General features: G+C 61.1%; 15 protein-coding genes and 2 pseudogenes. 8 read left to right on the plus strand and 9 right to left on the minus strand.

Annotation, left to right across the window (positions count from 1 at the left end; translation table 11 throughout):
* Positions 1-34: 34 nt before the first annotated feature.
* Both pncA and PSH84_RS22060 read left to right on the plus strand, forming a co-directional pair.
* Positions 35-688 carry a bifunctional nicotinamidase/pyrazinamidase gene (gene pncA / locus PSH84_RS22055; protein WP_305467522.1) on the plus strand — a complete coding sequence of 218 codons (654 nt, stop codon included), beginning with the start codon at positions 35-37 and terminating at the stop codon, positions 686-688.
* Between the two features lie 41 nt (positions 689-729).
* Complete coding sequence (locus PSH84_RS22060; protein ID WP_122566287.1) at positions 730-1371, plus strand: DUF1345 domain-containing protein; 642 nt, start codon at positions 730-732, stop codon at positions 1369-1371.
* Positions 1372-1446: 75 nt separating this feature from the next.
* On the opposite strand, the pseudogene PSH84_RS22065 reads toward PSH84_RS22060, so the two are convergent.
* The 4 genes and pseudogenes from PSH84_RS22065 to PSH84_RS22080 form a co-directional block, all read right to left on the minus strand.
* A pseudogene (locus tag PSH84_RS22065) lies at positions 1447-2749 on the minus strand (ATP-binding protein).
* A gap of 4 nt (positions 2750-2753) precedes the next feature.
* The gene (locus PSH84_RS22070) at positions 2754-3455 is read right to left on the minus strand and encodes a response regulator (RefSeq protein WP_122566285.1); all 702 of its coding nucleotides are present in this window, start codon (positions 3453-3455) and stop codon (positions 2754-2756) included.
* 219 nt (positions 3456-3674) lie between these two features.
* Positions 3675-4859, minus strand: coding sequence for a pyridoxal phosphate-dependent aminotransferase (locus PSH84_RS22075; RefSeq protein ID WP_305467523.1), 1185 nt, complete (start codon positions 4857-4859; stop codon positions 3675-3677).
* A gap of 145 nt (positions 4860-5004) precedes the next feature.
* Positions 5005-6141 carry a glycerate kinase gene (locus PSH84_RS22080; protein ID WP_305481795.1) on the minus strand — a complete coding sequence of 379 codons (1137 nt, stop codon included), beginning with the start codon at positions 6139-6141 and terminating at the stop codon, positions 5005-5007.
* Between the two features lie 394 nt (positions 6142-6535).
* On the opposite strand from PSH84_RS22080, the gene PSH84_RS22085 reads away from it, so the two are divergent.
* Positions 6536-7570 carry an aldo/keto reductase gene (locus tag PSH84_RS22085; protein ID WP_060741678.1) on the plus strand — a complete coding sequence of 345 codons (1035 nt, stop codon included), beginning with the start codon at positions 6536-6538 and terminating at the stop codon, positions 7568-7570.
* Positions 7571-7726: 156 nt separating this feature from the next.
* Positions 7727-8611 (plus strand): EamA family transporter RarD, encoded by an 885-nt coding sequence (gene rarD, locus PSH84_RS22090; protein WP_305481796.1) that lies wholly within the window; start codon positions 7727-7729, stop codon positions 8609-8611.
* A 207-nt stretch (positions 8612-8818) separates the two neighbouring features.
* On the opposite strand, the gene hppD is transcribed toward rarD, so the two are convergent.
* Both hppD and PSH84_RS22100 read right to left on the minus strand, forming a co-directional pair.
* Entirely contained in the window at positions 8819-9895 is a 1077-nt protein-coding gene (gene hppD, locus PSH84_RS22095; RefSeq protein WP_122566279.1) for a 4-hydroxyphenylpyruvate dioxygenase, read from the minus strand.
* A 250-nt stretch (positions 9896-10145) separates the two neighbouring features.
* Positions 10146-11090 carry a DMT family transporter gene (locus PSH84_RS22100; RefSeq protein ID WP_305481797.1) on the minus strand — a complete coding sequence of 315 codons (945 nt, stop codon included), beginning with the start codon at positions 11088-11090 and terminating at the stop codon, positions 10146-10148.
* A gap of 243 nt (positions 11091-11333) precedes the next feature.
* Between PSH84_RS22100 and PSH84_RS22105 the strand changes: the two genes are divergently transcribed.
* The 3 genes and pseudogenes from PSH84_RS22105 to PSH84_RS22115 all read left to right on the plus strand — a co-directional run bounded on the left by PSH84_RS22105 (position 11334) and on the right by PSH84_RS22115 (position 14562).
* On the plus strand, positions 11334-12197 hold the full coding sequence (locus PSH84_RS22105) for a LysR family transcriptional regulator (protein ID WP_122566277.1): 864 nt from the start codon (positions 11334-11336) through the stop codon (positions 12195-12197).
* Positions 12198-12429: 232 nt separating this feature from the next.
* A pseudogene (locus PSH84_RS22110) lies at positions 12430-13972 on the plus strand (EAL domain-containing protein).
* 224 nt (positions 13973-14196) lie between these two features.
* A complete protein-coding gene (locus tag PSH84_RS22115) occupies positions 14197-14562 on the plus strand; it encodes a histone-like nucleoid-structuring protein, MvaT/MvaU family (protein WP_305481798.1) in 366 nt (121 codons plus the stop codon).
* Positions 14563-14658: 96 nt separating this feature from the next.
* Here the strand turns inward: PSH84_RS22115 and PSH84_RS22120 are convergent, their stop codons facing one another.
* A complete protein-coding gene (locus tag PSH84_RS22120; RefSeq protein ID WP_122566275.1) occupies positions 14659-15186 on the minus strand; it encodes a DUF4946 domain-containing protein in 528 nt (175 codons plus the stop codon).
* 198 nt (positions 15187-15384) lie between these two features.
* Between PSH84_RS22120 and gloA the strand changes: the two genes are divergently transcribed.
* On the plus strand, positions 15385-15906 hold the full coding sequence (gene gloA / locus PSH84_RS22125; RefSeq protein WP_122566274.1) for a lactoylglutathione lyase: 522 nt from the start codon (positions 15385-15387) through the stop codon (positions 15904-15906).
* A 313-nt stretch (positions 15907-16219) separates the two neighbouring features.
* On the opposite strand, the gene ahpF is transcribed toward gloA, so the two are convergent.
* A complete protein-coding gene (ahpF, locus tag PSH84_RS22130) occupies positions 16220-17782 on the minus strand; it encodes an alkyl hydroperoxide reductase subunit F (RefSeq protein WP_122566273.1) in 1563 nt (520 codons plus the stop codon).
* A gap of 124 nt (positions 17783-17906) precedes the next feature.
* Positions 17907-18470: an alkyl hydroperoxide reductase subunit C gene (ahpC, locus tag PSH84_RS22135; protein WP_003202998.1), complete on the minus strand. Its 564-nt coding sequence runs from the start codon at positions 18468-18470 to the stop codon at positions 17907-17909.
* Positions 18471-18591 lie beyond the last annotated feature (121 nt).

Raw genomic sequence — 18591 nt, forward strand, 5'->3', positions numbered from 1 at the left:
CCATCGAAGAACCACTTCAAGGAGGATTCCAATCATGGGCGTTCCAGCCAACCGTGCCTTGAGCACCGCACTCGTGGTGATCGATGTACAGAACGACTTCATCCCCGGCGGTCAACTGGCCGTGCCTGGCGGTGATGAGATCGTGCCGTTGATCAATCAGCTCGGCCATTCATTCAGGCACGTCGTCCTCGCGCAGGACTGGCACCCGGCCGGGCATGCTTCGTTTGCGTCCAGTCATCCGGGCAAGCAACCTTTCGGCACCGTCCAATTGCCCTACGGCGAGCAGACACTCTGGCCCGACCACTGCCTACAGGGCAGCCACGGCGCCGCGCTGCACCCTTCACTCAAGCTTGACCATGCCAAGCTGATCATTCGTAAAGGCTGCAACCCGGACATCGACAGTTATTCAGCCTTCATGGAAGCGGACCACCAGACCCCGACCGGGTTGACCGGCTACCTCAAGGAGCGCGGCATCGACACCGTATACCTGGTGGGCCTGGCCCTGGATTTCTGCGTGATGTATTCGGCACTGGATGCCCGGTTGGCCGGGTTCAACGCGTTTGTGGTGCTGGACGCCTGCCGGGGCATTGACAGGGATGGCTCGTTGGAGGCGGCGATCCGGCGGATGCAGGAAGCGGGTGTGCAATTGATCGAGTCCGGCGCAATAGACGGTCGCCCCTTCGCTTGATGGCTCATACTAGGCATCTCCTTTCCGGACAGTGAGCCGCCATGCCCTTCCTCGCCCGCACCCACCCGCGTCTTTCCAGCGCCACGGTCCTTGGCCTGGCGGTGGGAATCCTGATTCCCGTGGATTCGATCATCAGCAAAATCCTGATCGGCTGGAATGCCGGGGTCTGGACCTACCTGGTACTGATGTCGTGGCTGACCGTGCGGGCCAAGGCGCCCGATGTGAGGCGCATCGCTGAAATCGAAGATGAAAATGCCGGACTGGTCTTGCTGGTGGTCTGCATCGCGGCCTTGGCCAGCTTGGCGACCATCACCTTCGAGCTGGCCGGCAGCCGCGACCTGCAAGCCGCCGGCAAGCTGTTGCATTACGGTTTCACGGCAATGACCGTGATCGGCTCATGGTTGCTGATCGGGGTGATTTTCAGCGTTCACTACGCGCGGTTGTATTACACCTGGGAGGGCAAGGAGCCGGCGCTGCGGTTTGCCGAAGGGCTGACTACGCCCAACTATTGGGATTTCCTGTATTTCTCTTTCACTATCGGCGTGGCGGTGCAGACCTCGGACGTGGGCGTGGCCACGCGGCAATTGCGCAAGATCGTATTGGCGCAATCGTTGATCGGGTTTGTGTTCAACACGGCGATCCTGGGGTTTTCGATCAATATTGCGGCGGGGTTGTTTGGGTGAAGAGCATTGGGGCCGCTTCGCGGCCCAGCGGGAGCAAGCTCCCTCGCCACAGGGTCACGCGTCAAGCAAACAGCCTCAGGGCGGGGTGGGCAGCCACAGCCTGAAGCGTGCCCCGCTCAGTGGCGAGGCCTCGACGGTCAGTGTGCCGCCCTGGGCTTCCAGGGCCCGGCGACTGATGGCCAGGCCGAGGCCGAAGCCGCCCGTGGCGCGGTCGCGACTGCGGTCCAGACGGTAGAACGGCTCGAACACCCGCTCGCGTTCGCTGTCGGGTATGCCGATGCCGTCGTCGTCGACCCAGATCTCACAGCCTTGATCACCCACCAGCACACCGACCTGGATGCGCTTTTCGCAATAACGCATGGCATTGCGCAGCAGGTTCTGCAACGCCCGTGCGGTCAAGCGTGGGTCCAGTACGAAACGCTCCAACGCTCCATGCAACAGCACGTCGATCACCACGTCCGGCGCCGCCAGGTCCTCGTCGATGCTGCCAAGGATGCTGTCGATGAACTCGTCCAGCGCCACTTCGACCCGTTCGGGCAAGCGTTGCGGGTTTTGCAAACGGCTATAGGAGAGCAGTTCCAACACCAATTCATCCAGCTCGCGAATGTGCGCCACCAGCCCTTGCAGACGCTCGCGACTGGGCGCCGGCAAGTCATCGGACAGCGCCAGGGCCAGGCCGAAGTCGAGCCGCGTCAGGGGCGTGCGCAGTTCGTGGGACACGGCGTTGAGCAGGTCTCGTTGTTGGTTGAGCAGGTTCTCGATGTCCCCCGCCATCGTGTCGAACACGTGGGCCAGGCTACCGATGTTCGAACTGGAAGCGATGTGCGTACGTTCCTCCAAGTGACCTTTACCGAAACGCTCGGCAGTGCGCCGCAGGCGTTCCAGATCGCGCCAGTGCGGCCGCAACCAGAGCAACAGGCAGGCCAGCATCGTCGCGCCGATCAACACGTTGATGCTCCAGTACAACCAACTGACGTCGGCCGGGTCCGGCGGCACGACCATCTTCACCGCCGTGCGCCTCGTCCAGCGGCGCCGCCGCCAAGGTTCGCCATGCCCAGTCGCCGAGGCGCACTACATTCTCGCCGCGCTTGAGACGCGCCTGCTCATCGGTACTGAAGCCCTCGTCATCGACAGCGGCCAGTTCGATGCGCAGCGGCTCGAATTCCTTGTCCATCTGCGCCGCCAGCGCTGGCCACTGTTCGCTGGGCACGGCGCGGAACTGCTTGACCATCAACGTTTGCAGGCCCCGGGAGTAATCGAGGTTGTAGGTCAGGAAACGCTCGTGGAACAGGCGGACCACCAGTTCCGGCATCAGGTAGATCGCCGCGCTGTAGGACACGATGGTAACCAGGTACAGGCGAATCAGCAGCTTCCACATTGGCTCAGCATTCCCACTCGGAACGACTGAACAGATAGCCCTTGCCCCACACGGTCTTGATCTTGCGGGCTTCGTCGGCGTTGTCGTCGAACTTGCGCCGCAACTTGGAAATCGCCACGTCCACCGAACGGTCGGTACCGTTGAATTCGATGCCCCGCAGGCGTTGCAGGATCTGGTCGCGGCTCAGCACTTCGCCGGAATGCCGGGCCAGCACTACCAGCAAGTTGTATTCGCCACTGGACAACTCCACTGGCTGTCCGCGCCAGGTCACGGTGCGCTCGGACAGGTCGATGCACAGGTTACCCATGAGGATGCGATCATTGGCCGTCTGCGGCTCGGTGAGGCTGCTGCGGCGCAACAAGGTACGCACCCGCGCCAGTAACACTCGAGGCTCGCACGGTTTGGTGACGTAGTCGTCGGCGCCCATTTCCAGGCCCAGGACCTGGTCGTGGCTGTCGTCCCGGGCGGTGAGCATCAGGATCGGCAAGGTCGCCGAGTCAGCCCGCAGCAAGCGGCAGACTTGCAAGCCGTCCAACCCCGGCAGCATCAGGTCGAGGATCACCAGGTCCGGTGGATCGACCCGCGCCCGTTCGCGCACATGATCGCCACGGCTGAGCACGCTGACCTGATAGCCGTTGCGTTCCAGGTAACTGGCGATCAGCTCGGAGAGTGCGGTGTCGTCTTCGACCAGGAGGATGTTGGGCATGGGTGTTTCCAGAAAAGTGCTGTGGCGCCTGGCAGGGCCTCATCGCGAGCAAGCTCGCTCCCACAGGGATGTTCGGTACGACACAAAATCACTGTGGGAGCGAGCTTGCTCGCGATGGCGATCTCACTGGCGCAGAAAATCTCAAGCTGCCAAGGATATACGCCCTCGCCCATCCACGAGCAAAACCCTTACACAATTTCACACAGCCTCTACAAAACTTTACCCCTGGACCCGCAGCAAATCCGCCGCACACGAGGCGATCCGCTGGCATGCATCCGCCAGTTTCAGTTGATCGACCACCAGCCCGATGCGGATATGCCCCGCCGCACTGGGCCCAAACGCCTCGCCGGCCAGCACCGACACGCCGTAGCCGTCCAGCAGTCGCTCGGCAAAAGCCTGGGCGTCGAGGCCGGTCTGGCGCACGTCGACCATCACGAACATGCCACCATCGGGCCGCACCGGCTTGAGGCCCGAGCAGTCATCGAGCATGGCGCAGACCAGGTCCCGGCGCTGACGATATTCTTCATGCATCTGCGCCACTTCCGGCAAATCCTGCTCCAGCGCGACTTGGGCGGCCCGTTGCACGAAGTCCGGTAAGCCGAACAACATGCACAGGGACAGGTTCGCCAGATGCTCGGCCAAGGGTTCAGGCCCGATGACCCAGCCAATGCGCCAACCGGTCATGGCATGGGATTTGGACAGGCTGTTGATCGTCGCGGTGCGCCCGGCCATGCCCGGCAGACTGGCCGGACTGATGTGTTCGCCTTCGTACAGCAAGTCGCTGTAGACCTCGTCACTGATCAGCCACAGGTCATGTTCGATGCACAACCGCGCCAATGCTTGCCAGGTGGACATCGGCAGGCTGGCGCCAGATGGGTTGTTCGGGCTGTTGAGCAGCATCGCCCGGGTACGGGGGGTCACAAGACGGGCAACGTCCGCCGGTTCGACCCGAAAACCGTTCTCCGGGCGAACCGCCACCGGCACCACTTTCGCGCCGCAGGCGCCGAACACCGCTTCGTAGGTGACATACATTGGCTCGGCGACGATGACTTCGTCGCCAGGATTGAGCAGGCATTGCGCGACCGCATACACCGCGCACTGCGCGCCCGGCAGCACGACGACCTGTTCGGCCCCCACCGCCTGGCCGCAACGCAGGCGATGACGCCGGGCAATGCTGGCCCGCAAGGTGTGCAGGCCACGGATATCCGAATAGTGGGTGTCGCCGGCCCGCAGGCTGCCCACTGCGACGTCGACAATAGCGCGCGGCGTATTGAAATCCGGGTCGCCCACTGACAGCAACAACACATCCATGCCCTGTTCGCGCATGGCCAGCGCCCGATCGTGAATCTGCCAGGCGGCGGCACCTTCGCCGGTGATGCGTTGGGTCAAGACTGAGAAGCGCATGTATCTCTCCTGATTGCGCGATATCCAGCCTCAACCCTATCTCAAATTCAACCGTGTGGGAGCAAAGCTTGCTCGCGATATTGGCGACTCGATTCCTGGGGGACCGCAGCGCTTGTATCGCGGGCAAGCCTTGCTCCCACAGGATTTACCGCGCCGCCACCCGCCAAAGTCGTGCAATGTCCCCGGCACGCTCGCTCAGCAGGCGCGGGGCGTCGGCACAGGCTTCTTGCAAGGTCATCGGCCCGTTGACCAGGGCAAAGGCGGCGTCGATGCCGTGTTCATACAACGCCTGGTAGCCCTCCCCCAGCGTGCCGGCAATGACCACCACCGGTACGCCATGCTGGCGGGCGATGCGGGCCACGCCGAAGGGGGTCTTGCCGCGCAGGGTCTGGGCGTCGAAACGGCCTTCGCCGGTGATCACCAGGTCGGCGCCACTGACCGCCTCGGCCAGCCCCGTCAACTGAGCAACGACGTCCACGCCTGTACGAAACTGCGCCCCCAGGAACCCCTTGGCCGCGAACCCCAGGCCTCCGGCGGCGCCGCTGCCCGGCTCGTCGCGCACATCCTTGCTCAACGCTCGGGCGCACTGTTCGGCGAAATGCCCCAGGGCCCGGTCCAGTGCCTGCACTTGCTGGGCCGAGGCGCCCTTCTGCGGACCGAAGACCACGGACGCGCCGTGGGGCCCGCACAGGGGGTTGTCGACGTCGGCGGCGATCTCGAAACTGACGTGGGCCAGGCGAGGATCAAGGTCGCTCAGGTCGATACGCGCCAGGTTCGCCAAGGCCAGGCCGCCGGGAGGAAGGGCTTGGCCCTGGTCATCCAGTAATGCCACGCCCAGGGCCTGCATCGCACCGGCGCCCGCATCGTTGGTGGCACTGCCGCCAATCGCCAGGATCACCCGGACGGCCCCTGCATCGAGGGCCGCGTGAATCAGCTCGCCGGTGCCGTAGGTGCTTCTGGAACAGGCATCGCGTTGTCCCGGCGGCACCAGTTGCAAACCACTGGCCTCGGCCATTTCGATGATCGCGGTGCGGCTCTCGGCCAACCAGCCCCAGCGCGCCTCGACGGCGACACCCAAGGGCCCGCGAACCCGGGTGTGACGCCACTGGCCGTTGCAGGCGGCCAGCACCGACTCCACCGTCCCCTCCCCGCCGTCGGCCATTGGGCACTTGATCAACTGCGCATCCGGCCAGACCTCGGCCAGCCCCTGGGCGATGGCATCGGCGACGCCCTGGGCGCTTAGACTGTCCTTGAACGAGTCGGGGGCGATGATTATTTTCATATTATTCTCCGGTTCCGATGCACAGCAGGCTGCCGGCTGACCGCAGCCGTGACGCCGGTCCGCCGCACAAAATGCACTGGGCATTATTGTTCAAATTCACAAAGATCGGGTGGGCAAGAGGATTGTGCTCGAAAGTGATGCCCCATCGCGAGCAGGCTCGCTCCCAAAAGGGGAATTGTGGACCGAGGGCCTGCGTACGCCACGAATCAAACTGTGGGAGGGAGCTTGCTCGCGATGACGGCGCCACATCCAATGCCTATGTCAGCTGACACGCCGCTATCGCGAGCAAGCCCGCTCCCACAGTTGATTTGGAGGTGGTTTGAGAATTGTGTTTGATCCAGGCGGTGGTTCTGGGGTTTGATTGAGCCTTTCCCATGGATAAAAGGATCTTGTCATGAGTTACCGCACGCTAGGTCATTCCGGGTTGCAAGTCTCGACGCTGACCCTGGGCACGATGATGTTCGGCGAACAGACCAGCACCGAGGATTCGCTGCGGATCATCGACAAGGCCTGGGACCAGGGCATCAATTTCATCGACACGGCGGACGTCTACACCAACGGTCGCTCCGAGGAAATCGTCGGCGAGGCGATCGCCCGTCACCGCCACGAATGGGTGCTGGCCACCAAGGTCGGTTTCGGCCCGCCGGACGGCGTGCCCAACCGCAGCGGCCTGAGCCGCAAGCATCTATTCAATGGTATCGAGGCCAGCCTGACGCGCCTGGGCACCGATTACCTGGACATCTATTACCTGCACCGCGAAGACCATAACACTCCACTGCACGTTACCGTGTCGGCCATCGGCGACTTGATTCGCCAGGGCAAGATCCGCTATTGGGGCCTGTCGAACTACCGTGGCTGGCGCATCGCCGAAGTGATCCGGATCGCCGACAGCCTGGGCATCGACCGACCGGTGATCAGCCAACCGCTGTACAACATCGTCAACCGCCAGGCGGAAACCGAGCAGATCACCGCGGCGCAGAACTACGGCCTCGGCGTGGTGCCGTTCAGCCCCTTGGCCCGCGGGGTGCTCAGCGGCAAGTACGCGCCGGACGTGGCGCCGGACGCCAACAGCCGTGCCGGTCGCCAGGACAAACGCATCCTGGAAACCGAATGGCGGGTCGAGTCCCTGCGCATTGCCCAGCAGATCCTGCAATATACCCAGGGCCGGGGCGTGGGCATCGTCGAGTTCGCCATCGCCTGGGTGCTGAACAACAGCGCCGTGACCTCGGCCATCGTCGGGCCGCGCACCGAGGAGCAGTGGGATTCGTACACCAAGGCGCAGGCGGTGAAGATCAGCGCGGAAGATGAAGCCTTTATCGATTCGCTGGTGACGCCTGGGCATGCTTCGACGCCGGGGTTCAATGATGTGAGTCATTTCGTGCCGGGACGCGTGCCTGTGGGAGCAAGGCTTGCCCGCGATGAACGATAACGCGGTTCACCTGTTGAATCGCGGCGTGGCTATCGCGGGCAAGCCTTGCTCCCACAGGTTTTGCTACCGCAGGCCTTGCTCCCACATGACTCGCACCCACAATCAACACCCCTGCCACAGGTAGGGTGTTGGTTGATCGCCCTCAAGAGAATCACTGTGTCCAAAGGCATCGCTCTATCGGTCTCGGCCTCCGCGCTGTTCGCCGTCATGTACTACTACACCTCGTTGCTCGCACCGCTGAGCGGCGTGGAGATCTTCGGTTGGCGCATGCTGCTGACGATGCCGTGCATGACCGCCTTCCTGCTGGCGACGCGAGACTGGCACCTGGTCACGACGCTGATCCAACGCCTGGTCGCCACGCCACGGCTATTGATCGCCGCGATCGCCTCTTCGGCCCTGATGGGCGCGCAACTGTGGCTGTTCATGTGGGCGCCACTCAACGGCTACAGCCTGGACGTGTCGCTGGGGTACTTCCTGTTGCCGCTGTCGATGGTCCTGACCGGCCGAATGGTCTATGGCGAGCGCCTGTCCTACCTGCAGAAAGTCGCCGTGTTCTTCGCCACCCTCGGCGTGTTCAACGAGTTGTACCAGGTGGGTGGTTTTTCCTGGGCAACCTTGCTGGTGGTGATCGGCTACCCGATCTATTTCATCCTGCGCAAACGCATCAAGACCGATAACCTCGGCGGGCTCTGGCTGGACATGACCCTGATGCTGCCCCTGGCGCTGTGGTTCGTGCAAAGCGGTGAACAGGGTTTCAGCGTGTTCGATCAATACCCGCAACTGACATGGCTGATCCCGTTGCTCGGGTTGATCAGCGTCAGCGCGCTGGTGTCCTACATCGTCGCCAGCCGGCTGCTGCCGTTCAGCCTGTTCGGCTTGTTGAGCTATGTCGAACCTGTGTTGCTGCTGGGCGTTGCGCTGCTGTTGGGCGAGAGCATCAAGGCCAGTGAATGGCTGACCTACATCCCCATCTGGATGGCCGTGGCGGTGCTGGTGTTCGAAGGCTTCAAGCACTTGGTGCGGCAGCGGCGCCGGAATTAAGCGCAGCACCGCCCCCCCTGTGGGAGCGAGCTTGCTCGCGATGACGGCGGCACATTCAACATGGATGTAAGCTGAACCACCGCTATCGCGAGCAAGCTCGCTCCCACAAGGGGTACTGGTTCTGTATTGGCAACAAAAGGGATCTGCATCGGCAGTAAAAAGCCCGCCCGGCATCACTGCCGGGCGGGCTTTTTCACGGGGTAGGCCTTATTCGGTCGCCAACACACCACGCCGCACCTGGTCGCGCTCGATGGACTCGAACAGCGCCTTGAAGTTGCCCTCCCCGAAGCCATCGTCGCCCTTGCGCTGGATGAACTCGAAGAACACCGGCCCCATCAGGGTTTCCGAGAAGATCTGCAGCAGCAGGCGCCTGTCATCCGGGTTGGACGAGCCGTCCAGCAGAATGCCCCGCGATTGCAGTTCATCGACCGGTTCGCCGTGGTTCGGCAGGCGGCCTTCGAGCATTTCATAGTAGGTGTCCGGCGGTGCGGTCATGAAGCGCATGCCGATGCTTTTCAAGTGGTCCCAGGTCTTGACCAGGTCATCGGTGAGGAAGGCCACGTGCTGGATGCCTTCGCCGTTGAACTGCATCAGGAACTCTTCGATCTGCCCGGCGCCCTTGGACGACTCTTCGTTCAACGGGATGCGGATCATGCCATCCGGGGCGGTCATGGCCTTGGAGGTCAGGCCGGTGTATTCGCCCTTGATGTCGAAGTACCGGATCTCGCGGAAGTTGAACAGTTTCTCGTAGAAACCGGCCCAGTAGGCCATGCGCCCGCGATACACGTTATGGGTCAGGTGGTCGATGATCTTCAGGCCCGCGCCCACCGGGTTGCGGTCCACACCCTCAAGGAATACGAAGTCGATGTCATAGATCGAGCTGCCTTCGCCAAAACGGTCGATCAGGTACAACGGCGCACCGCCGATGCCCTTGATGGCCGGCAGGTTCAGCTCCATAGGGCCGGTCTCGATGTGGATCGGCTGGGCGCCGAGTTCCAGGGCGCGCTTATAGGCCAGTTGCGAATCCTTGACCCGGAACGCCATGCCGCACACTGACGGGCCGTGCTCGGCGGCAAAGTACGAGGCCACGCTGTGGGGTTCGTTGTTGAGGATCAGGTTGATCGCGCCCTGGCGATACAGGTGCACATTCTTGGAACGGTGGGTAGCCACCTTGGTGAAGCCCATGATCTCGAAGATCGGCTCCAGGGTGTTGGGTGTCGGGGATGCGAATTCAATGAATTCGAAGCCCATCAGGCCCATGGGGTTTTCGTATAGATCTGCCATGTCGGCGCCTCATCATGCTGGTCAATTAACAAAAAACGTTAGTTGCAGGCGGTGCTGAGGGCACGGGGCGGCGCGCAGGAAATGCCACGAACGCTGCGGGCGAGGAAATCGCCGTAGATCAGTTGAAACCCAAGTATCTTCATTGTCGACCCAAGGCTCTTGCGGGCGAGGCTTCTGCTGCCAGAAGACGTTATTCTTATATGCGTAAATCGATTCTACACAGCGTAACCGGATTTGTCCGCCTTCTGTATCAAATCGCCTTTTCCTTCGATCGCGCAAGGGGTTTGTTGCACAGGAAAATACCCACCAGGATCACGCCCCCGCCCACACACATCAAGGCCGTGAGCCGTTCGTCCAGCAGCAGCGCCCCCAGCAGCACCGCCGTCAGCGGGTTGAGCGCAATGAATACGCCGGACCGGGTCGCGCCGATCCGACGAATGCCGTCATACCAGGCGATATAGGCCAGGGCCGAGCCCAGCACGCCGAGGTACAACAGGCTCAGCCATTGCTCCATGTCCAGCGCGTGCAAGGCTTCGAGTCGAAGCTCGCCCGCGGCCGCGCAAGTCAGCCACAGCATCAGCGTGCCCAGCAGAATCGACCAGGTCACGGTCTGCAAGGGGCCGAGGCTGTCATTGAGTGTTTTCGAAAACAGCGAATAGATCCCCCAGCCCAGCACGCAGCCAAAAATCAACAGGTCGCCGATCCAGCCCTGCGCCGCGCCTTGCAACAAGGACGGATCACGACTGACGATCACCAAACCCGCGCCGCCGATGCACAGCATGATGCCCGCCACTTTCAAACGGCTCAGCCGTTCCTTGAACAACCACCAGGACGCCAGCCCGATCACCGCCGGGTTCAACGCCACGATCAGCGAGGCCCGTGATGCATTGATGTATTGCAAACCATAGAAGAAGCACAGGTTGTAGAAAAAGATGCCGAAGAACCCCAGCGCCGCCAATTGCAGCCCTTGCTTCACACTGGGCCTGGCCAGCGGGATCCCGGCCAGGGCGAGAAACGCCAGCAGCGCGATACTCGCCAGCAGGAACCGCAGGCTGGCGGCAAACATTGGCGCCAGGGCATCGGCAAGAATCCGGCCGGCGACGAAGGTACCGCCCCAGATCATGGTGACCATGGCGAGCTTCAGGTAGACCGGCAGGTCTGAAGGGATTGGGACGGTTTGCTCGAGGGTTTTCATGGTTTCACCACGGCACGCTAATGAGAACAACACAGAACCTGTGGCGAGGGGGATTAATTGTGGGAGCAAAGCTTGCTCGCGATGAAGGCGGCGCGATTCAGCAGGTAAACCGAGTCATCGTTCATCGCGAGCAAGCTTTGCTCCCACAGGCTCCCACACAACGGCGCGGCTCTGCTTTCTGATTCAGGTCAGATGCCTCATTATTCGACTCATGTTCGATCATCGTAAAATGAGCAATCCCTCATGACCCTCACCCAACTCGAAATCTTCTCCCTGGTCGCCGAGCTGCGGGGTTTCACCGCTGCGGCCACACGTCTAGGCATTGGCCAGTCAGCGGTGTCCCACGCGATCAAATCCCTGGAGCAAGAGTTGGGGGTGGAATTGTTCAGACGCCATCAGTCGGTGGTGGAGCTCAGCGACATCGGCCAGCAGTTACTGCTACGGGCCCGGGCGATGCTCGGGCTGGCCAACACCTTGTGCCAGGAAGCCGCCGATGCCCGGGGCATGCGCCGAGGGACCTTGCGCATCGGCTCGTTCGGGCCGACGTCGTCGATGAAATTGCTGCCCGAGCTCCTGCGGCGCTATCGAGCCTTGCATCCCGGGATCGAAGTGCACATCGACGAAGGACCGGACAGGCAAGTCATCCAGTGGCTGGACGAACGGCGGATCGACGTCGGTTTCGTGGTGCTGCCGGAGGAGCGTTTCGATACGTTCATGCTGATGGAAGATCAGATGGTCGCCCTGCTGCCCGCCTCACATCCCCTCGCCGCCCAGGCCAGCCTGAGCCTCAAGGACCTGTGCAACGACCCCTTCGTGCACACCGAGGCGGGATCGTCGGAGCTGGTCACGCGCCTGTTCAATACCGCGCGGCTGACACCGAACGTGCGTTTTCGTTGTTCGCAGTTGCTCAGCACTCTGGATGTGGTCAGGCGCGGCGAAGCGGTGAGCGTGGTGTCCGAAGGGTCATTGCCGGACGACGAGAATCCCGGCTACGTCGCCCGACCCTTGTCGCCGCGGGTACCACGCCAGATCGGCCTGGCGGTATTGGACAGCCGCCAGGCCTCGCCCGCCACCCTGGCGTTCATCGAACTGGCCCGGCAGCCATGAGCCCGGCATCAAACCTGGGGGAGTCAGGCATTGAACCTGTGGGAGCAAAGCTTGCTCGCGATGAAGGCACCTCGGTTCTCCAGCTGGACCGCATAATCGTTCATCGCGGGCAAGCCTTGCTCCCACAGACCTCGCTCCCACAGTCACCCTGCAGTCAGCAAGCACTCGCCAAGCCATCTATCATGGTCGGCATCCAACGCTTCCCCTCTTTCCTTTTCCCCAGGTTGTGCCGATGCCCTTGACCGCCACCCGCTCGCACACCCGGCCCCGCCGCTACCTGGTCACCCTGCTGTGCGCCCTGGTGCCGATACTGTCAGGGCTGGCCATTTTGTACATGCAAGCCGAACGGACGCTGGCGCAACACACCCGGCAGACCGCCGAGGAGTCGGTCAGGCAGATCGAACTGATGCTCGACAACACCGCGTTGGCGGCCCGTGAACTCTTGTCCCTGGCCGGCCAACCCTGCGAAGCGGTGAAGCTGGCCTTACGCGAACAAGTGACGCGCCGGCCCTTTGTCCGTTCGACCAACCTGATCTGGGACAACAACCTCTATTGCAGCTCGCTGTTCGGGGCCTTCGAGGAGCGCGTCAACCCGAGCGACTATCACCAAGGCACGCTGTGGCTGATGAACGGCAACCCGATCACGCCGGACACCGCGTTGCTGATCTACCGGCTCAATGAGGGCCAGAAAGGCGCCTTGGCCACGCTTGATGGGTATCACCTGGCCAACGTCTTGCGCCTGATCGGCCGCCAGACCCGGCGCCTGCAAGTCGGGCCAAATTGGCTGGCGGCGGACGGCAAGGTCCGGTCAGCCCCCCTGCCCGGGTCGCCGGTGGCCCCGACCGAACTGGGCTCAGCCCGCTACGCCTTCAATATAGAAGCCGGATTCGACGAGGGTGAAACCTGGCGCTACATGGCCAGGGAATATCCGCCGCTGTTCAGCCTGCTGATCTTCTTTGGCGTTGTGGCCGGGGACGCTCGGGCACTGGCTGCAAAAACGCGCATCGTCCCCCAGCCGTGAATTGCAAAGGGCGCTGGAAGCCGGCGAGTTCGTGCCGTACCTGCAACCGGTCGTGCACAGTGATAGCAAGCGCTGGGCCGGCGTCGAGGTGCTGATGCGCTGGAACCATCCCAAGGAAGGCCTGGTCCGCCCGGATCTATTCATTCCCTTCGCCGAACACAGCGGCGTGATCGTGCCGATGACCCGCGCGCTGATGCAACAAACCATGCACCTGCTGGTGCCGCTCGCGTCGCAACTGGAAGCGCCGTTTCATGTCGGCATCAACATCACCGCCCGCCACTGCCAGGATCTGGCGCTGGTGGACGATTGCCGCGAGTTTCTCGGCGCCTTCGCGCCGGGGGCGATTACCCTGGTGTTGGAGTTGACCGAACGCGAGCTGATCGAACCGACGCCAGTGACCCGGCAACTGTTCGACCAACTGCGGGAACTGGGCGTGAAGATCGCCCTCGACGATTTCGGCACCGGTCACTCCAGCCTGGCGTACTTACGCCAGTTCAACGTGGATTTCCTGAAGATCGACCAGAGTTTTGTCGCGATGATCGGTGCCGACGCCCTGTCGCGCCACCTCCTCGACAGCATCATCGAACTGTCGGGCAAGTTGGGCCTGGACATGGTTGCCGAGGGCGTCGAAACCGTCGAACAAAGCGACTACCTGAGCGCCCATGGGGTGAACTTTCTACAAGGCTATCTATTTGGCCGACCGATTAGCGGGCAGGCGTTCGTTGAGACCTTGAACAGCACTAATGGCAGTTAACCGCCGTCGGTCTATTGACGATGACCTGCCAATTGATAAAAACGTTTGCTGTTGTTACATAACGAAAAAGTTACGATTTACACTTTACGGATTAACTACTACAATTTTTCTACCTGTGCAACATAACAGGAGAGGGTCATTAACACCGAGTCGCTTCAAGGCGCTTGGCTTATAGCTTTGTTTGCGGTTGGTATCAGCCAAATATTTTGATTGGAGTAATCATTTTGTCCAGACTCGCTGAATTTCGTGCAGCCGAAAAGGCCCTTCAAGAACAGCTCAAGCAGCTGGAGTCACTGAAGAACGATGCCGGGCTCAAGAAGGAAATCGAATTCGAGGAAAAGCTCCAGGGACTGATGAAAACCTACGGCAAGAGCCTGCGCGACATCGTCGCGATCCTCGACCCGAACCCGTCCAAGGCAAGCCTGCAATCGACCAAGCCCACCAAGACCCGTCGCGCGCGAGTGGTGAAGGTTTATCAGAACCCGCACACCGGCGAGTTGATCGAGACCAAGGGCGGCAATCACCGCGGCCTGAAAGCCTGGAAAGAACAGTACGGTGCAGTGACCGTCGATTCCTGGCTTCGTGGTTGACAGCCTCCGTGATGTAAAAAAGCCCTGAACACATTCAGGGCTTTTTTATGGGCTAAACTTTAGGATTAAACCCTTTGGCGTATTACGCTGAAGGCGTCATAGTTTCAAACTGTTTCGCACCGACTGTATTTCATCCTGGCTTTCAACAAACACCTGCGCCTGCCCTGCATAGGACAGCACATAAGCCTTGCCCTCATTTAGGGCCGCGACGAGTGCTTGAGACAATACATGTCGTCCGTTTTGCGTGATCGTACAAGTGGTTTCCAATGCAGTTACGCCGCCCAACATCGAGGCATGGACCTTAGTGCATACACTTTGGTAACCACCTTGGAAAAAATCCTTCTGGATTGATTTGCGCATTTCCAGCAACACGCCTTGCAAGTTGACCTGGTGATCGGGCTCGACGGGGGTGGTGGTCAGTTCCATGACCATCACGGCGTTGCCTGCCGGATCATTCTTGGTTGCTCGTTGGCGCAGGGTTCCCGGTGCCGCCGAGGCCGATGCGTCCGCAGGCAGCGGTTCGACAACCCAGCCCTGAGGCCACGTCACCTGCGGTTCAGCCGCCAGGACACTGCCGACACTCGTAAACAGCAGGACAAACAGCGAAAGGAACGGTCGAATCATTGCGTTGGCACCACCCAAGGACGAATCGGGAAGTCTGAAGCCCGAGGCAGAACCAGGCAATAGCCACGCGCGGTTTGGCGCCGCCGCATCCCTTGCGTATCATGGGCGCACCTGCAAGGAAGCCGTCTGACGCAAGCCCAGGAACCGTCGCAACCCCACTTGCGACGCCGTTTGCCCCACTTATTTTCCGGAGGGCCCATGAGCCTGCACGAACTCAATACTTTCCCTGGCGTCACCGCACAACCTGACGCCGCCACCGCCCAGTTCGTCTTCAACCACACCATGCTGCGGGTCAAGGACATCACAAAGTCCCTGGATTTCTACACCCGCGTGCTGGGTTTCTCGCTGGTGGAAAAACGCGACTTCCCGGAAGCCGAATTCAGCCTGTATTTCCTGGCGTTGGTGGACAAGAACCAGATCCCGGCGGACGCAGCGGCGCGTACCGAATGGATGAAATCGATTCCTGGCATCCTGGAACTGACCCACAACCACGGCACCGAAAGCGACCCGGCGTTCGCCTACCATAACGGCAACACCGACCCACGCGGCTTCGGCCACATCTGCATCTCGGTACCGGACGTCGTCGCAGCCTGCGAGCGCTTCGAAGCACTGGGCTGCGATTTCCAGAAACGCCTGACCGACGGCCGCATGAAAAGCCTGGCCTTCATCAAGGACCCGGATGGCTACTGGGTCGAAATCATCCAGCCTGCGCCGCTCTAACACTCACCACGGCCTTCCGTGGGAGCGAGCTTGCTCGCGATAGCGGCAGTTCAGTCAGCATTGATGCAAGCTGACCCATCGCTATCGCGAGCAAGCTCGCTCCCACATTTGATTGTCGGTGACTTCGATTTTTCTACCTGCGCAAATCCCCTGTGGGAGCGAGCTTGCTCGCGATAGCGGTCTGTCTGGCACATCAGTGTTGATGTGCTGCAGCTATCGCGAGCAAGCTCGCTCCCACAGGGTGATGGGTGATCCAAAATAAAACCCCATGAGCCATTGGCTCATGGGGTTTTGTGTTTTCCGCTATCGACTATTAAGCCGGCGCGGAGGTGCGGATCAAGTGGTCGAAGGCACTCAGCGAAGCCTTGGCGCCCTCGCCCACGGCGATCACGATCTGCTTGTACGGCACGGTGGTCACGTCACCGGCGGCGAACACGCCAGGGATCGAGGTTTCACCCCGGGCATCGACGATAATCTCACCCCGTGGCGACAACTCGACGGTGCCTTTGAGCCAGTCAGTGTTGGGCAACAGGCCGATCTGCACGAAGATCCCTTCCAGTTCCACGTCGCGCACCTCACCGCTCGGACGGTCCTTGTAGCGCAAGCCATTGACCTTCTGGCCGTCGCCTGTCACTTCGGTGGTCTGGGCGTTGGTGATCACCGTCACGTTCGGCAGGCTGTGCAGTTTGCGCTGCAACACCGCGTCGGCACGCAATTGCACATCGAACTCCAGCAACGTGACGTGGGCCACGATACCGGCCAGGTCGATAGCCGCTTCGACGCCGGAGTTACCCCCACCGATCACCGCCACGCGCTTGCCTTTGAACAGCGGGCCGTCGCAGTGCGGGCAGTACGCCACGCCCTTGTTGCGATACTGCTGCTCGCCCGGCACGTTCATTTCACGCCAGCGGGCACCGGTCGCCAGAATCACGGTCTTGGCCTTGAGGCTCGCACCGCTGGCGAACTTGATTTCATGCAGCCCTCCGTCCTTGTCCGGCACCAGGCCGTCGGCACGCTGCAGGTTCATGATGTCCACGTCGTACTGCTTGACGTGTTCTTCCAGGGCAACGGCCAGTTTCGGCCCTTCGGTTTCCTGGACCGAGATGAAGTTCTCGATGGCCATGGTGTCGAGTACCTGACCGCCGAAACGTTCAGCCGCCACACCCGTGCGAATGCCTTTACGAGCGGCGTAGATCGCCGCCGAAGCGCCAGCCGGGCCACCACCGACCACCAGCACATCAAAGGCTTCCTTGGCGCTGATTTTCTCGGCCTGGCGTTCGATGCCGCTGGTGTCGATCTTGGCGAGTATTTCTTCCAAGCCCATGCGGCCCTGGCCGAAGTTCACGCCATTGAGGTAAATGCTTGGCACAGCCATGATCTGGCGTTCATCGACTTCGGCCTGGAACAGCGCGCCGTCGATGGCGACGTGGCGAATGTTCGGGTTCAGCACCGCCATCAGGTTCAGCGCCTGGACCACGTCCGGGCAGTTCTGGCACGACAGCGAGAAATACGTCTCGAAGTTGAACTCACCCTTCAGGGAGCGGATCTGCTCGATCACTTCGACACTGGCCTTCGAAGGGTGGCCGCCGACTTGCAGCAAAGCCAACACCAGCGAAGTGAATTCGTGGCCCATGGGGATGCCGGCAAAACGCAGGCTGATATCGGCGCCCGGGCGGTTCAACGAAAACGACGGCTTGCGCGCATCGGTACCGTTGTCGAGCAAAGTAATCTGGTGGGAAAGACTGGCAACTTCTTGGAGTAACGCGAGCATTTCCTGGGATTTCGCACCGTCGTCGAGGGAAGCGACGATCTCGATCGGCTGGGTGACCCGTTCCAGGTATGACTTCAACTGAGCTTTAAGATTGGCGTCCAACATACGGGCGATTTCCATTTTTTGAATTTCAGAAAAAACAACGCCCGAGCGAATCTCGCCCGGGCGTTTTTTGGGGCGAAGCGGCTTACTTGATTAAGAGCGGATCGCCCTCGGATGACTCACAGACTTAGATCTTGCCGACCAGGTCCAGGGACGGCGCCAGGGTGGCCTCGCCTTCTTTCCACTTGGCTGGGCAGACTTCGCCCGGGTGAGCGGCAACGTACTGAGCGGCCTTGATCTTGCGCAGCAGCTCGGAAGCGTCACGGCCTACGCCGCCGTCGTTGATTTCAACGATCTTGATCTGGCCTTCTGGATTGATCACGAAAGTACCGCGGTCAGCCAGGCCAACTTCTTCGATCAGCACGTCGAAGTTGCGGGAGATGACGTGGGTCGGGTCGCCGATCATGGTGTACTGGATCTTGCCGATGGCTGGCGAAGTGTTGTGCCAGGCAGCGTGGGCAAAGTGAGTGTCGGTGGAAACGCTGTAGATCTCGACACCCAGCTTCTGGAATTCAGCGTAGTTGTCAGCCAGGTCTTCCAGCTCGGTTGGGCAAACGAAGGTGAAGTCAGCCGGGTAGAAGAACACGACAGACCACTTGCCTTTCAGGTTGGCGTCCGATACTTCGACGAATTCGCCGTTTTTGAAGGCGGTAGCGTTGAACGGTTTAACTTGGCTGTTGATGATAGGCATCGATGTTTCTCCATCAGGGTTGAAAAGTTGATGGAGGGAATCTTAACCACTCATCCCCAGGCTGGCTCATTGGCAAACCTGATGTGAATGATTGGTTTTGGCTATCAGCCGCTAAATAGAT

It is taken from the genome of Pseudomonas beijingensis (genome assembly GCF_030687295.1).
Classification (GTDB): domain Bacteria; phylum Pseudomonadota; class Gammaproteobacteria; order Pseudomonadales; family Pseudomonadaceae; genus Aquipseudomonas; species Aquipseudomonas beijingensis.